This window comes from Cellvibrio sp. pealriver, assembly GCF_001183545.1.
In the GTDB taxonomy this organism is placed as follows: domain Bacteria; phylum Pseudomonadota; class Gammaproteobacteria; order Pseudomonadales; family Cellvibrionaceae; genus Cellvibrio.
Window position 1 is genome coordinate 3,555,035 of the sequence record NZ_KQ236688.1, and the last position, 15,225, is coordinate 3,570,259.

16 protein-coding genes are annotated in these 15,225 nt (G+C 48.9%); 10 read left to right on the forward strand and 6 right to left on the reverse strand.

Annotated features, from left to right (window positions below; genetic code table 11):
- Positions 1–14 precede the first annotated feature (14 nt).
- The 5 genes from VC28_RS15505 to hemW all read left to right on the forward strand — a co-directional run bounded on the left by VC28_RS15505 (position 15) and on the right by hemW (position 4,161).
- A complete protein-coding gene (locus tag VC28_RS15505) occupies positions 15–1,157 on the forward strand; it encodes a homoserine O-succinyltransferase MetX (protein WP_049631444.1) in 1,143 nt (380 codons plus the stop codon).
- Positions 1,157–1,744, forward strand: a complete 588-nt coding sequence (gene metW / locus VC28_RS15510) for a methionine biosynthesis protein MetW (protein ID WP_049631445.1) — start codon at positions 1,157–1,159, stop codon at positions 1,742–1,744. Before VC28_RS15505 ends, metW begins: the two co-directional genes overlap by 1 nt.
- A gap of 40 nt (positions 1,745–1,784) precedes the next feature.
- Positions 1,785–2,243, forward strand: coding sequence for a DUF4426 domain-containing protein (locus VC28_RS15515; RefSeq protein ID WP_049631446.1), 459 nt, complete (start codon positions 1,785–1,787; stop codon positions 2,241–2,243).
- Between the two features lie 87 nt (positions 2,244–2,330).
- Positions 2,331–2,936: an XTP/dITP diphosphatase gene (locus VC28_RS15520; protein ID WP_049631447.1), complete on the forward strand. Its 606-nt coding sequence runs from the start codon at positions 2,331–2,333 to the stop codon at positions 2,934–2,936.
- Between the two features lies 1 nt (position 2,937).
- A complete protein-coding gene (gene hemW, locus VC28_RS15525) occupies positions 2,938–4,161 on the forward strand; it encodes a radical SAM family heme chaperone HemW (RefSeq protein ID WP_049631448.1) in 1,224 nt (407 codons plus the stop codon).
- A 19-nt stretch (positions 4,162–4,180) separates the two neighbouring features.
- Here the strand turns inward: hemW and VC28_RS15530 are convergent, their stop codons facing one another.
- Positions 4,181–4,471 carry a DUF1496 domain-containing protein gene (locus tag VC28_RS15530; protein WP_049631449.1) on the reverse strand — a complete coding sequence of 97 codons (291 nt, stop codon included), beginning with the start codon at positions 4,469–4,471 and terminating at the stop codon, positions 4,181–4,183.
- 145 nt (positions 4,472–4,616) lie between these two features.
- On the opposite strand from VC28_RS15530, the gene VC28_RS15535 reads away from it, so the two are divergent.
- Positions 4,617–5,036, forward strand: coding sequence for a Dabb family protein (locus VC28_RS15535; RefSeq protein WP_049631450.1), 420 nt, complete (start codon positions 4,617–4,619; stop codon positions 5,034–5,036).
- Between the two features lie 99 nt (positions 5,037–5,135).
- On the opposite strand, the gene VC28_RS15540 is transcribed toward VC28_RS15535, so the two are convergent.
- Complete coding sequence (locus VC28_RS15540) at positions 5,136–5,906, reverse strand: exodeoxyribonuclease III (protein ID WP_049631451.1); 771 nt, start codon at positions 5,904–5,906, stop codon at positions 5,136–5,138.
- Positions 5,907–6,116: 210 nt separating this feature from the next.
- Between VC28_RS15540 and pyrE the strand changes: the two genes are divergently transcribed.
- Both pyrE and VC28_RS15550 read left to right on the forward strand, forming a co-directional pair.
- Positions 6,117–6,767, forward strand: coding sequence for an orotate phosphoribosyltransferase (pyrE, locus tag VC28_RS15545; RefSeq protein WP_049631452.1), 651 nt, complete (start codon positions 6,117–6,119; stop codon positions 6,765–6,767).
- A gap of 34 nt (positions 6,768–6,801) precedes the next feature.
- Positions 6,802–7,410 (forward strand): hypothetical protein, encoded by a 609-nt coding sequence (locus tag VC28_RS15550; protein WP_049631453.1) that lies wholly within the window; start codon positions 6,802–6,804, stop codon positions 7,408–7,410.
- Positions 7,411–7,478: 68 nt separating this feature from the next.
- Here the strand turns inward: VC28_RS15550 and slmA are convergent, their stop codons facing one another.
- The 4 genes from slmA to coaBC all read right to left on the reverse strand — a co-directional run bounded on the left by slmA (position 7,479) and on the right by coaBC (position 12,916).
- Complete coding sequence (gene slmA / locus VC28_RS15555) at positions 7,479–8,090, reverse strand: nucleoid occlusion factor SlmA (RefSeq protein ID WP_049631454.1); 612 nt, start codon at positions 8,088–8,090, stop codon at positions 7,479–7,481.
- Between the two features lie 73 nt (positions 8,091–8,163).
- On the reverse strand, positions 8,164–9,072 hold the full coding sequence (argB, locus tag VC28_RS15560) for an acetylglutamate kinase (protein ID WP_049631455.1): 909 nt from the start codon (positions 9,070–9,072) through the stop codon (positions 8,164–8,166).
- 44 nt (positions 9,073–9,116) lie between these two features.
- Positions 9,117–11,636: a phosphomannomutase/phosphoglucomutase gene (locus VC28_RS20010; protein ID WP_049631456.1), complete on the reverse strand. Its 2,520-nt coding sequence runs from the start codon at positions 11,634–11,636 to the stop codon at positions 9,117–9,119.
- A gap of 62 nt (positions 11,637–11,698) precedes the next feature.
- Positions 11,699–12,916 carry a bifunctional phosphopantothenoylcysteine decarboxylase/phosphopantothenate--cysteine ligase CoaBC gene (coaBC, locus tag VC28_RS15570; protein ID WP_049631457.1) on the reverse strand — a complete coding sequence of 406 codons (1,218 nt, stop codon included), beginning with the start codon at positions 12,914–12,916 and terminating at the stop codon, positions 11,699–11,701.
- A gap of 243 nt (positions 12,917–13,159) precedes the next feature.
- Here coaBC and radC point away from each other — a divergent pair, with 243 nt between their 5' ends.
- Both radC and VC28_RS15580 read left to right on the forward strand, forming a co-directional pair.
- Positions 13,160–13,834: a RadC family protein gene (gene radC / locus VC28_RS15575; protein WP_049631458.1), complete on the forward strand. Its 675-nt coding sequence runs from the start codon at positions 13,160–13,162 to the stop codon at positions 13,832–13,834.
- Positions 13,835–13,987: 153 nt separating this feature from the next.
- A complete protein-coding gene (locus VC28_RS15580; RefSeq protein WP_197085542.1) occupies positions 13,988–14,902 on the forward strand; it encodes a sensor domain-containing diguanylate cyclase in 915 nt (304 codons plus the stop codon).
- The last annotated feature ends 323 nt before the right edge of the window (positions 14,903–15,225 follow it).

Below are 15,225 nucleotides of genomic sequence, written 5' to 3' on the forward strand. Positions count from 1 at the left end.
TAAAAGAGACAGCTATGCCCAATCAACTACCTGCCGATTCGGTGGGTTTAGTCACTCCCCAGACCCATCGCTTCACCGCGCCGCTGCTGCTGGCCTGCGGGCGCACGCTTGATGAATACGAATTGGTCTACGAAACCTATGGCCAATTGAATGCCGCTAAATCCAATGCGGTGCTGATTTGCCATGCGCTTTCCGGCCATCATCACGCCGCTGGCTACCACAGCATGGACGACAAACGCCCCGGCTGGTGGGATGCCTACATCGGCCCCGGCAAACCGATTGATACCAACAAGTTCTTTGTGGTTGCACTCAATAATCTCGGCGGTTGCCACGGCTCTACCGGCCCGCGTTCGATCAACCCAGCTACCGGCAAAGCTTGGGGCGCAGATTTCCCGATGATCCGCGTGCGAGACTGGGTCGCCAGTCAGGCGCGTTTGGCCGATGTATTGGGCATTGATGTGTGGGCGGCGGTGATCGGCGGCAGTTTGGGTGGCATGCAGGTCATGCGCTGGGCGCTCGATTATCCGCAGCGTATCCGTCACGCGGTTGTCATTGCATCGGCGATGAAACTCTCTGCGCAAAATATCGCGTTCAACGAAGCTGCGCGCAAAGCAATTATCAGCGACCCTAATTTTTTTGATGGCAATTACATCGAGCACAACACCTTGCCGAAAAACGGTTTGGCTGTAGCGCGCATGATTGGCCACATCACCTATCTTTCCGATTTTGCGATGGGCGAAAAATTCGGCCGCGATTTACGCAGCGGTAGTTTTGAGCTGGGTACTGATACGCCGGTTGAATTCCAGATTGAAAGTTATCTGCGTTATCAAGGCGACAGTTTTGCTAATACCTTTGATGCGAATTCTTATATCCGCATTACCAAAGCGCTCGATTATTTTGATCTCGCGCGTGAATATAACGATGATCCGGTGCTGGCATTCAAACAAACCAATGCAAAATTTTTAGTCATTTCATTCAGTACCGATTGGCGTTTTGCACCGGAGCGTTCTCACGAAATTGTCAACGCGCTGGTCGGAGCCAACCGTGCGGTCACTTATGCCGAGATTGAATCCAAACACGGCCACGATGCCTTTTTATTGCCCGATGCGCGCTACCAGCAAGTGTTTGGCCGCTATCTTGCCGGAGTGGAAATCTGATGCGTATTGATCTCAACGAAATCCAGCATTGGATCAAACAAGGCAGCCGCATTCTGGATTTGGGCTGCGGTGACGGCACACTATTAAAATTTTTGATCGATACCAAACAAGTACAAGGTTACGGTTTGGAAATCGATGCGATGCATATCAATACCTGCATCGACAAAGGCCTCAATGTCATCGAGCAAAACCTTGATCGCGGATTGGGAAATTTTGCCGATAAAAGTTTTGATACCGTGCTCATGACCCAAGCGCTGCAAACCTTGCACTTCCCCCATTTGGTGCTGGATGAAATGTTGCGCGTGGGCAAAGAATGTATTGTTACCTTTCCCAATTTCGGCCACTGGAAAGCGCGGTTTCACTTAGCCACACGCGGCCGCATGCCAGTATCGGATTTGCTGCCTTATGAATGGTACAACACACCCAATATTCACTTTTGTACGTTTAAAGATTTTGAGGTGCTGTGCCACGAGCGCAATATCAAAGTGATCCATCGCCAGGTTGTTAACGAACAGTCCGGACAAACCTTAAAAGATTTTATGCCCAATTTGTTTGGTGAAACGGCGATTTATCATTTGAGTAAGTAATGTTGCTTCCATCTTAATTGCGTAACCGCTGGAGAATTGTATGAAGACATTATTGGCCAGTATTTTTTTTGCTGTTTGTGCTGTGGGCGCACAAGCCCAGATTGACCAGCCAAAAGAAATCAGCACAACAGAAACTTTTGGCGAGTACACCGTGCATTACACGGTATTTAACAGTACCGATATTCCGGCGAAAGTTGCTGAGGCTTACAAATTAGTGCGCGGTAAAGACCGTGCACTAGTGAATATCAGTCTCACTAAAACTGAAAATGGTGTGACCAGTTTAGGTTTGCCCGCACAGATCAGTGGCAAAACCAGAAATTTGATGCAGCAGCAACAAACATTGAAATTCATTGAAATTAATGAAGGTGAAGCGGTTTATTATTTGGCTCCTTTTGTTTTTAACAATGAAGAAGTGTTGCACTTTGATATTCAGGCCATCCCTGCTGCTAGTGCAAAACCATTCAAGGTGACGTTTAATCGAACCCTGTACGCACAGTAATAAGCGGTAACGACGAGTAAATTCCACATGGAAAAGGCGCCGATGGGCGCCTTTTCTTTCAGTCACTTTTATTAACGTTAAATCACTATGAAAAAAATTGTGTTGGCAAGCGGTAATGCTGGCAAGTTGCGCGAGTTCCAACAACTGCTCAGCGGTTGCGGTTTTGAGGTGCTTCCGCAATCCGATTTTTTCAGCGAGAACGCTGAAGAAACCGGATTGACCTTTGTCGAAAATGCGATCATCAAAGCGCGTTTCGCCTGTGAAAAAACCGGCTTGCCCGCGATTGCTGATGACTCCGGTATTGAAGTCGATGCACTCAATGGTCGCCCGGGAATTTATTCCGCGCGTTACGCCGGTGAAGGTGCCAAAGATGCAGACAATAACGCAAAACTGTTGCAGGAATTAAACGGTATCCCTACAGAAAAACGCACCGCACGCTACCACGCGGTGCTCGCGTTTATGCGTCATGCACAAGATCCAACACCGATTCTATGCCACGGTGTATGGGAGGGGGTGATTCTCACAGAGCCGCGCGGTGAAGGCGGTTTTGGATACGATCCATTATTTTTTGTACCCACGCATCAATGCGCTTCGGCAGAGCTGGATAAGGCAGAAAAAAATCGCATCAGCCATCGAGGCAAAGCCATGCAGGAATTGCTGCAAAAATTATCATCACTGACCGGCAATCAATAATATGTCTCTGCAATTGCCACCGTTAGTGCTACAGCTTCCGCCATTATCACTTTATATTCATGTGCCTTGGTGTATTCGCAAATGCCCCTATTGCGATTTTAATTCCCATCAAGCGAATAACGATATTCCGGAAGCAGATTATGTAGCTGCTCTGCGTTTTGATCTTGAGCAAGATAAATCCCTTGCGCAAGGTCGCAAACTCACGAGCATTTTTTTTGGTGGTGGCACACCGAGCATGTTGTCCGCGCAGGCAATAGGGCAGATATTAAACGACGCAGAAACCATTATTGGTTTTGAGCCGGATATTGAAATCACCCTTGAGGCAAATCCGGGGACATTTGAGCAGGAAAAATTTTCCGGTTTTCGCGCGGCAGGTGTTAATCGTTTATCGATTGGTATCCAAAGTTTTAATGACCAACAATTAAAATTGCTCGGCCGCGTGCATGGGCGCGATGAAGCTTTGCGTGCAGTAGGTGTTGCGCGCAAAGCAGGCTTCGACAACATCAATCTGGATTTAATGCACGGTTTGCCCGAGCAATCAGTCGCTGCCGCAAAAGCAGATTTGCAACAAGCCATTGATCTCGCGCCGGAGCATCTCTCCTGGTACCAACTGACGATCGAACAAAATACGGCGTTTTATTCTGCGCCGCCGGTGTTGCCGGAGGAAGAAATTCTCGCAGACATCCAGGATGCAGGTGTTGAGCTGTTAGTGGCTGCAGGTTATGAGCAATATGAAATTTCTGCGTATGCGCGCAATAAAAAGCGCGCACGCCACAATCTCAATTATTGGCAATTTGGCGATTACCTTGGCATAGGCGCGGGCGCACACGGGAAAATTACGTTCCCAACGGACGATAAAATTGTGCGATTGTGGAAAACCCGCTTACCCAAACATTATTTGGATGCAATGCACAGCCAAAAAATTTCTACCAACTTGCAAGGCCATCAAAATGTGTTTGGCGGCGGCAGCGATTTGTTATTGCCAGATGCATTGCCGTTGGAATTTATGATGAACGCACTGCGTTTACATGAAGGTGTGGCGCGGCATTATTTTAGTGAACGAACGGGGTTGGCTTGGCAATCCATAAGCGAACCATGGGCGTTGCTTACAAAGCAGGGTTTGGTGGAAATTGAACAGGATCATCTGCGCCCCACAGCATTGGGGCGCAGGTTTTTAAATCGTGTTTTGCAAACCTTTATGAAGGACGAAACAGTTAATCAATAATATAAGTGCGCAATAATGTTTACGGCACAGTCACCAGCGCTTTATCTTTTATCATCACTTCTACCCAAACCAGCTCGGTTTGGGGCTTCAGGTTTTGGCCATAGGCTTTTACGCAGCGATACATTTTTCCCTCTTTTTCAATAATGGCACCTTCTGAATTTCCCTGGTTATTCAGAATACAAAGCTTGCCTTCCTTAACTTGTTTTGCAGTTTCCGCTTTACTTAATCCTTCATGCTCATGCCCTTCATGGGCAAAACTGATGTGGCTGCATAGCAGGCCGAGGCTGGCGATCAAGGTTATTATTTTCATGATGTGCGCTCACTTAATAGGCTTGGGGTTGCAGAAGCTTATCAGAGCAGAGCAGGGAAGTGGGTGTGGGTAATCTTGAGTAAAACTATTTGCCTGCCAGCGTTGTTCGTAGTTTTATCTGATTTTTTCATTCAGGAGCTGATTCATGACTGATACCAATCGCCGTCATTTCATAACCACCAGCGCTATCGCCGGTGCCGCTTTGGTTGCAGGTGATGCTCTGGCAAAATCTGCCAAGGAGAATCCCACTATGCCTGCATTGTTACACCATGTTTTTTTCTGGTTAAAAAATCCGGATTCAAAAGAAGATCTGGAGAAATTGATTGCCGGGGTTAAATCCCTTGCAGCAATCGAAACTGTGCGTTCTATCCACGTCGGTGTTCCTGCCTCTACCGAAAAACGCGAGGTGGTGGATAATTCCTATCATGTTTCCGAGCTGCTTGGGTTCGATGATGTGGCGGGTCAGGATGCTTATCAGGTTCATCCGTTGCACAAAAAATTTGTCGATGAACATCAGCACTTGTGGAGCAAAGTTGTCGTGTATGACGCGCTTGCCGTGAAATAACACGCTTCTGTCAATCCAATAAAAATGGATGCAATAAAAACCCCGCGGTGTAATCACAGCGGGTTTTTTATGTAACAGAATGTGGTGGTGCTGTGCGTTTTACAGCTCGATGTCGTAATCAATAATTACCGGCATATGGCTGGAAAATTGCTGGGTTTTGTAAATAGCAGCATATTCCACTTTTGGTCCCAAGCTATTGGAGACCACTTGGAAATCGGTACGCCAGCCATCGCCGTCATCTTTCTGGCCATTTGGCCACCAGCTGTATTCATCGCCGTCTTTATTTACTTTACGGAACGCATCGACATAACCAATCTGATTGAATAATTGGCTTAACCATTGACGTTCGTGTGGTAAAAAACCGGAATTGTGTTGGTTAGCGGCGCTATTGCTCACATCTTTTGGGGTGTGGGCCATTTGCCAGTTGCCACAAAAAATATACTCGCGGCGCTTGCGGGTAATTTTGTCCAGATGTGCCTGAAAATCATCAAAAAATTTAATTTTGACTTCTTGCGATTCCAGTTCGGAGCTGGCGCTGGGCGCAAGCAATGAGCCAATGCTCAGCTGTTCAAAATCGACTTGCAGATAGCGGCCTTCCATATCAACGCCGGACGCAAAACCCAACCCATAAATGAGCGCTTTGGGTTGCAAGCGGGTATAAATGGCGACGCCATTGTAATGTTTGGTGCCTGAATCGAAAAAATAGGCGTGATAGCCCTTGAGTTCGAATTCGGGTTTTTCCAGTTCGCGCTCCAACGCACGTAAATCCTGCAGACAAATGAAGTCTGCATCCTGATTGGCGAGCCACGTATAAAGGCCGCGTTGCGCCGCCTGAAAAATACCATCGACGCTAAGACTGATAACTCTCATGTTAGCCCCTTGATTACGGACTGTGTATCATACCCGAGCTTTGTGTGATTGTGTTACCGTCAAAACTGGGTTTTTTGTGGTAGGCGTTACGATTTTTCACATCCTTACATTTGGAAAGCTGCTATAGCCCAAATGCGGGTCTGGCTCCTGGGCGAGACCTCATTGTCATTATTTGTCATCTCAAACTTAGTTCATTGTTGGATACTTTGCATGGAAAAATACCAATTTGATTTCATTCAGCTGGCTATCAGGCACCAAGCGTTATGTTTTGGCGAGTATGTCCTCAAGTCTGGCCGGACCAGCCCCTATTTCTTCAATGCAGGCAAATTTCAGACCGGTCAGGCACTGGCAGAGCTGGGGCGTTATTATGCGGCTGCTATCACTGCATCGGGCGTGGAGTTCGATATAGTGTTTGGCCCCGCCTACAAAGGGATTCCACTGGCGGCCACTACGGCAATTGCATTGGCCGACCACCATCAGCGCGACCTGCCTTATTGCTATAACCGCAAAGAAGCCAAGGACCATGGCGAGGGCGGCACCCTTGTGGGTGCACCACTGCAGGGCAAAGTATTGATTGTGGATGATGTTATTACCGCAGGTACTGCGGTGCGTGAAGTGATGAGCATTATCGATGCGGCAGGTGCAAAACCGGCGGCAGTATTGATTGGACTAAATCGTCAGGAAAAAGGCCAGGGCGAGTTATCGGCTATTCAGGAAGTGGAGCAAACCTTCGGGATCCCGGTGATCAGTATTATTAACCTGAACCATATTATTGACTATCTTGAAAGCCAAAGCGGTCAGGAAGCGATGGTGGAGAAAATCAAAACCTATCGCGCCACCTATGGTGTAGAACTGGCTTGATCGGATGGCGAACGTCAACGAGGTGAGAAATTCGATGCGTAATCTGTTGTTGGTAGCAATAACCTGTAGTGCGTTGCTGGTGACTGGATGGGCCGGTGCCGTCCAGCAGACAGAGGGCAAGGTGATTTATCGCTACAAAAACAAAGATGGTGTTACCGTGTTGAATAGCCAGGTTCCACCGGAATATGTGAATAAGGGTTACGAAGTGATGTCGCTCAGTGGACGAGTGCTCAAGGTGGTGCCTCCGGCTGTGCAAGGCGAGGAGGGCGAACGCCTTTATCGCGAGCGACTGGAACGTGAAGCACAAGAGCGCGAAGATATACAGCTGCGCCGTAGCTACAGTAATGTTGCCGATATTGATGCTGCGAAAAAGCGCAACCTTGAAAGCCTGCGCGGCAATATCGGGATTCTCACGACCAATTTGGCATCAGCCAGATCGCGTTTGCAAACCTATCAAACACAAGCGGCAGCCATCGAGCGCAGTGGCCGACCATTACCAGATGAATTATTGAAAAATATCAGTAATTTGGAACAGGAAGAAAAAGATATCCAATTGCAAATTCAGCAGCGCGAAGCGGAGCTGGAATCGGTAGAAAAGAAATTTGATGAAGACCGTGCGCGCTTTATTGAAATATCGCAGTAATGACTGCACGTAGTGACCGTGTAAATAACACAAAGCCGGCGAATGCCGGCTTTTTTATGGGCATTGTTTTATTGCGGAACTACCGAGGGAACAAGGAACCCCTGTGCAATCAACTGCCACTGCTCCTGCCAGTGCTCAGTCGGGTGGCGGCGAAATTCGGTGCGCACAAATTCGGTAATGCGCCCATCCACCAGCGCGATTAACAGATTAGCCGCTGCACTGATAGGCAATTGCGGGTGAAGACCTTCACGCAGTTCTGCTTCGCGCAAAATTTGTTTTAATTGTGTTTCGATACGATCAAAAAACTGCGCGATGCGTACGCGCAAACGCTCAGTCTCGCCGGTCAATGCATCACCTGTCAGCAAGCGGGTTAATCCGGGGTTGCGCTCGGCAAACGTCAGCAGCAGCACAAGCATTTTTTCACAGCGCTTAAGCGCAGATTTTTCTTCCGCCAAAATTAAGGTGACACGTGAAAAAATGGTCTCTTCAATAAACTCAATTAAGCCCTCAAACATTTTGGATTTGCTGGGAAAGTGGCGATACAACGCCGCCTCCGACACGCCCACCTCTTTGGCGAGCGCAGCCGTAGTGATTCGCTCACCGGGGCTGGCCTCCAGCATGCGCGCCAGACACTCAAGTATTTGCTGGCGGCGTGGGGTTTTGCTTGGGGTTTTAATCATAGCGACTCCATTCGTGACGCTGCATCAAAACATGTCAGTGACGAGGATGCACAGGTTGCATCCTCATCTAGGATTAGGCGTTGCGTGCTTTATTGGTAATTAATGTACCGACGCCCGCATCGGTAAAAATTTCCAACAACACAGCATGATCGACACGCCCATCAATAATATGCGCACTGGTGACACCCGCTTTTACTGCATCAAGTGCGCACGCAATTTTTGGCAACATGCCGCCGTAAATAGTGCCGTCGGCAATCAAGCCGTCTACTTGTTCGGTGCTTAAACCGGTCAACACTTTACCTTGCTTATCTTGCAGGCCGGATACATTGGTGAGCAGCATTAATTTTTCTGCGCGCAGGAACTCCGCAATTTTTCCGGCAACCAAATCGGCATTGATGTTGTAGGAAGCACCATCTTCACCCACGCCAATAGGGGCAATCACAGGAATAAAATCGCTATTGATCAGCATATCGATGACGGATGTGTTGACGTTTTCGACTTCGCCGACATGGCCAATATCCAGAATCTCCGGTGCAAGCATTTCCGGTGTTTTATGTGTTACGGTTAATTTTTTTGCGCGGATCAGCTTGCCATCTTTACCGGTCAAGCCAATTGCCTGACCGCCATTGCGGTTAATCAAACTCACAATTTGTTTATTTACCGTACCGCCCAGCACCATTTCTACGACATCCATAGTGGCGCTGTCGGTCACGCGCATGCCGTTGATAAATTCTGATTTGATATTAAGTTTTTCCAGCAAGCTGCCAATTTGTGGGCCTCCGCCGTGCACCACTACCGGATTCATGCCCACTAATTTCATCAGTACTATGTCACGCGCAAAACTATTTTGTAGCTCTTCGCCTTCCATTGCGTTGCCACCAAACTTAACGACGACTGTTTTGCCGGTAAAGCGCTGGATGTAAGGCAGGGCTTCGGTAAGTACGTTGGCAATATTCATTGCTGATTCACGGTTTAATGACATAAAAAATAATCCTGTTGTAAAAATTAAAAATTAAAAATTAAAAATTAAAAAGGAATCGCTAAAGTTTTATCCACTTTTAACAATTCGCGTTTGAATATTTGCTGGATTTTTTCCAATGCTTCTGCTGATTCCGCTTCAAAGCGAAGCGTGAGTGCAGGTGATGTATTGGATGCGCGTACCAACCCCCAACCTTTGGTGTAGTCTATGCGCAGCCCATCAATGGTGGTCGCTGTGCCGTTAGCAAAATCGCCACCGTCACTGAGTTTGGCAATAAGTGCAAATTTATCTTGCTCCGCAACCGGGATTTTGATTTCCGGTGTTATCAGCAGTTGTGGAAAAGCAGCAAAGATATCGTCAATTTTCTGGTCGCGTAGGGTGATAATTTCCAGCAGGCGCGCCATGGCGTAAATGCCATCATCAAAACCATACCAGCGGTCTTTGATAAAAATGTGGCCGGAATATTCGCCGCCAATTAATGCCTGGGTCTCTTCCATTTTTGCTTTCATGGGCGAGTGACCAGTCTTCCACATAATAGGCCGCCCGCCATAGCTGCTAATGACCTGATTCAATTGGCGTGAACATTTCACATCAAATAACACGTCGGCACCTGGGTTGCGTGCAAGAATATCTTTTGCAAATAGCATCAATAAGCGGTCTGGCCAAATGATATCGCCTTTGGGTGTGACAACCACCAGACGATCACCATCGCCATCAAATGCAACGCCGATGTCGGCATTGGTTTCTTGAACTTTAGCAATCAGGTGCTGCAGATTTTTTTCAATCGTTGGATCGGGATCGTGGTTGGGGAATTCGCCATCAAGATCGCAGAATAATGGAATTACCTCGCAACCAAGTTCTTCAAACAATGCGGGTGCGACTATACCTGTGACAGCATTGCCCGCGTCGATCACAACAGAAACATTCCCCGCAAGTGCAACATCGGAAAAAATACGATCGATATAGTCGGGGATAATCGTGCGCGGAGTTTCTTCTCCAAGCCCTTGATGAAAACGCTGGCCAATAATGCGGGCGCGCAAATCAGTCACTGCATCATCAGCGAGTGCGCGATTATTCATCACCACCTTAAAGCCGTTATATTCTTTGGGATTGTGGCTGGCCGTTACCATTACGCCACTGCTGGTATCGTCAAAATGAAATGTTGAAAAATACATTAGTGGTGTAGGTACCACACCAATGTTGATGACATTGCAGCCGGTGCGCAAAATGCCGCGCACCAAGGCTTGTGTTAATGATTCGCTGTGAGTGCGTGCATCGCGTGCGACAACAATATTTTGTTCGCCTTGATCAATGGCTTCACTGCCAATGGCCTGACCAAGTAGCTGTGCAAACTCAGGTGTAATTTGGCTGCCGACTAAACCACGGATGTCGTAAGAGCGGAAAATTTCAGCCGGTATAGAATCTTCATTAATTTTCGTGCGCGAGCCCGTGTTGGATTTTTTACCGGATGCGGATTGTAAACCGAGAATATTTTCATCTTCATCGATTACTGCAATATCGAGGATATCCTGCTTTTGGAATAGCGGATCGGTCATTGCATCGCTTGCATCGACAGATTCTTTACGGGTCTTGGTGACGTCAGCCAATAGTGGGGCAGCAGTGGATTTGTCGTCCCCCAATTCAGCGCGTACCAATATTTTGCTGAGGAACCACACCAGCGCCAGACTGCCTGCCACAATCACACTGATTACTGTCAGCCAAAGTGCGGGCAATTCTTCTGCGCGTTGTAATAAATGTTCAGAGGGTGTGAATTTAACCACGAGATAACTTCCTGCAACATTATTTTGCATGCTGCTGCCTGCGGTACCTGATCCAATTTTTGCGACCAGTTGTGCGGGGCTTCCTGCAAATTGTTGCAGCAGAATAAATTCGCCCAGTGCTTGTTCCGATGTGTTGAGTATATTTAGCAATTCAGTTGCATCGGTCGTCACCATTAAACTGCCCAAGGGAGTCTCTTTCCCGGTGGCAGGTAATGGACGCGTCCAATTGAACATCCAGCGATTATTAATCTGTACCAATTCAGGCAGTGTTGCTTCGCGTTTTTCGGTGCGTTGGATCAAATCCAGTTCTGCATAGCGAATGGGAAATTCAGCTTCGCGATCAAGTTCTGCACTGCCTATTGGAATTAAACGAAGCTTGAGTATGCCAGCCGTGGCTTGCTGCCATTTTTGTTCCAGCTGTTCGCGTGCTTCCGGTGTATTTTCGGGATTGGTGAAATCCAATATTGCAGACAACTCCGGCTCTGCTGCCAATTGATCAATAGCGGCAGTTTGTTGTTGTAGATAACGCGATAAGGCTTTGCTTCTTTCGGCGGCTACCTCTTGCGTCAGGTTACTCAAATTCAGTTGCTGCTGTTTGACGACCATTTTCTGGTAAAGCACAAACCCGATGATGGCATTAATGACCAATGCAATACCCAACAAAATTAATAACACTTTTTGTTGGATGGCGGCTTTGCGTTTGGCTGCTTCCAGTGCGCGTTGGGCGCTGCGTGAAAGATGCGGTGCAGTGTCAGCTTTACTTTTTAATGGATCCTGTGGATTCACTTGCGTACCTTTTCGTTTAACTAAACCCTGAATGGTTTGCCATAAACACAAATGACGGGTGTTTATGACGTCGTTATTGTTTGTGCAAAATGGGCGATCAATTCGCGCGCCAGCTGTTGTTTACTGCGCTGGCTAATCTCTGTAGTGGAATTGGCATCCACCAAGGTCACGGCATTGTCGTCACTATTAAAACCAATCCGGCTATCACTGATATTGTTTGCGACAATCAGATCCACATTTTTGCGCGTTAATTTTGCGCGCGCATGCTCAAGCAGATTTTCGCTTTCCGCAGCAAAGCCGACTACAAAAGGTTTGGGATTAAGGCTCGCGATGCTGGCGACTATGTCGGGGTTTTTCACCAATTCCAGCATCATGGTATCGCTCGCGCCTTTTTTAATTTTTTGCGATGCCTGCTGTGCCGGGCGGTAATCGGCAACGGCGGCGGCGGCGATAAACAAATCGCAACCCTCGGCGGCTTTCAGGCTTTCATCCAGCATCTCATTTGCACTCACAACATCGATGCGTGTTACCCGCGCCGGTGTTGCGAGCTGGGTTGGGCCGCTGATGAGGATGGTCCGGGCACCGGCTTCAGCGGCAGCCTGTGCAATTGCGTAACCCATTTTGCCGGAGCTGTGGTTGCTCAGGTAGCGCACCGGATCGAGAGCTTCGCGGGTGGGCCCTGCGGTGATGACTACTTTTTTGCCCGCGAGACTGCCCGTCGTGAACAGGCTTGCTGCTGCATCGACCAGTTGCAGCGGCTCAAGCATCCGCCCCGGGCCTATATCGCCACAGGCTTGTCCGCCATCGGCGGGGCCGAACAAATGGATTTTTCGCGTGCGCAGCAGTTCCAGATTGGCTTGGGTTGCTGCGTTATGCCACATACCCTGGTTCATCGCCGGTGCCAGCGCAATGGGTGCTGCGGTGGCAAGGCAAATGCTGGTGAGCAGGTCGTTGCCCATGCCTTGGCTAAGGCGCGCGATAAAATCAGCCGTCGCCGGTGCGATCAGCACTAAATCCGCCCAGCGCGCCAACTGGATATGGCCCATGCCTGCTTCAGCTTCCGGATCAAGCAGCTGCGTATGCACCGGATTACCCGACAGCGCCTGCATCGTCAGCGGAGTGATAAATTCCTGCGCAGCAGGGGTCATCACAACTTGCACGCGAGCGCCTGCGTCTTGCAGGCGACGTACCAGATCGGCACTTTTATAGGCGGCGATACCACCGGTCACACCGAGCAGTATCTGTTTGTTGGCAAGCGACAGCGTTGCAGTTGATGTCATGGTGTGGTGCAGCCCCGGCTGGCAGTAAATCGGTGAGGGTCGATGAATAATAGTACACGCAGCGATCTTGTCTGGTATGAGCCTGACAGTAATTGGTCGCTAACGGCGATAGCCATGCAGGGCTTGACGCAAGCTGGTTAAGATAACATTCTTGGCTGCATTTTCGTATTGCCGGGAGCGGGTGCTGCCGGCAATAAATACCTGTCCTGAAGGAATATCCACATCGCATACAAGGAGCTGTCTATGTCGATTGCCAATTGGCCTGCCGCCGAACGTCCCCGTGAAAAATTATTGTCCCTTGGTCCCCGTGCATTGTCAGACGCTGAATTGCTGGCCATTTTCCTTCGGGTCGGCTGTGTCGGTAAATCAGCGGTAGATCTTGCCCGCGAGTTGCTGCAGCAATACGGCGGCTTGCGCCAGCTGCTGGAGGCATCGCAAACCGACTTCTGCAAGGGGCTTGGGCTGGGTAACGCCAAATATGCCCAATTGCAGGCTGTGTTGGAGATGGGGCGACGGCACTTGTCGGCGGCGATGAAAGCGGGTGATTTACTCACTAGCCCGGATTTGGTTCGCCAGTATTTGAGTGCCCAGCTGCGCCATCAACAGCGTGAGGTATTTGCGGTGCTGTTTCTGGATAATCAAAACCGCTTGATTGCCTACGAAGAATTATTTTTCGGGACGATAGACGGTGCCGCGGTATATCCGCGCGAACTGGTCAAACGATCCCTGGCGCACAATGCGGCGAGTGTTATTCTCAGCCACAATCATCCTAGCGGTGTGGCTGAACCTAGCCAGGCTGACCAACGGATTACCCAGCGGATTATCGCCGCCCTGGATTTGGTCGATGTGCGTGTGTTGGATCATATGGTGGTGGGCAATGAAGAAGTTGTTTCGTTTGCGGAGCGCGGACTACTGTGATTGTGCGTATGAAGATTGCGCGTATGAACTGCTGGTGCCTATCACCCGTATGATGTTAATTTGAGTGCCAGATTCTGCAGTGCTTTGCCGCGCTGCTATGCCTGCATCGACTACGAAAGTCTTATCACTCCACATTGATATTGGATGATTGTTGTGACTAACCATTTGGACATTCTTCTGGACATGCTGTCTGCCTTACCCGATCCGGTTTTTGTACTGACGGAATCCGGGCGTTATGCGGCATTAATTGGTGGCAAGGATCGCCAGCATTATCACGATGGTGCGCACCTGGTGGATTTCAGCCTCTACGACGTCCTGCCAAAAGCCAAAGCCGATTGGTTTTTGGAACAAATCAAGATCACGTTGGAGCAGAACCAACTGCGGATCGTTGAATATGGTTTGGCGGGGGCCGATGTGGACGGTTTGGATACTCAACAAGGGCCGGAGGGTGAGATCTGGTTTGAGGGGCGAGTCCAACCCTTGGCTACACCGGTTAATAATGAGCGCGCCGTGGTATGGGTCGCCTGTAATATCACTCGTCGTCACCAGCTTGAAGCAAAACTGCAACTGCTGAGCGAGACGGATGAGCTCACTGGTGCTTACAATCGCCGCAAGTTACTGGATGCTCTAACCCTGTCATTAGCGAGTTTCAGGGAGCGACAAACACCTGTTGCGGTAGTGCTGATGGATGTTGATCATTTTAAAACTATCAATGACCGTTTTGGCCATATCGCGGGCGATGAGGTGTTGCGCGGCATTGCTCATCACGCCATGGCGCATTTGCGTGAAGGTGATCTGTTTGCCCGTTTTGGCGGGGAAGAGTTCGCATTGTTACTGCCGAATACGGCATTGGATGTCGCTAATGTCATCGCCGAGCGTTTGCGCCAGGCCATTGCAAGCGGTAATTTCCTGCCCGAAAGCCACCCACCATTGGTCGTCACTGCCAGTATGGGTTTGAGTTTGATCCAACCGCAGGATCAGGCAATAGAAACTATTTTACGTCGTGTCGATAATGCACTTTACCGAGCCAAAAATAGCGGGCGCAATTGCCTTGTGGTGGATGGTTAGCAAATGGTTTATGAGGCAGCCCGGATTTGGTAACTGCAAACCCGCCGTTTTTCCAGCCAAAATCTTCTGAATCCTATCTTCCTAAGGAAAACAGCAGTTTTTTGGCTAAAAAATCAGCTTCTCGTTGCTATTGCGGGGCTGTTTTGGTATAAAACGCGGCTCTTTGCGGCAGGGTTGTGACGACGTATTAAAAGAGCGTCATTTCAGCGCGAATTTCCCTCTGGAATTTGCTGCTCCGATCCTGATTTAACCCGCGTTTAGGAAAGAATAGGCTGCTTACAACAATGCTCTAGGCTGGTTGTTAGTCTGTTTGACGGTTCTAA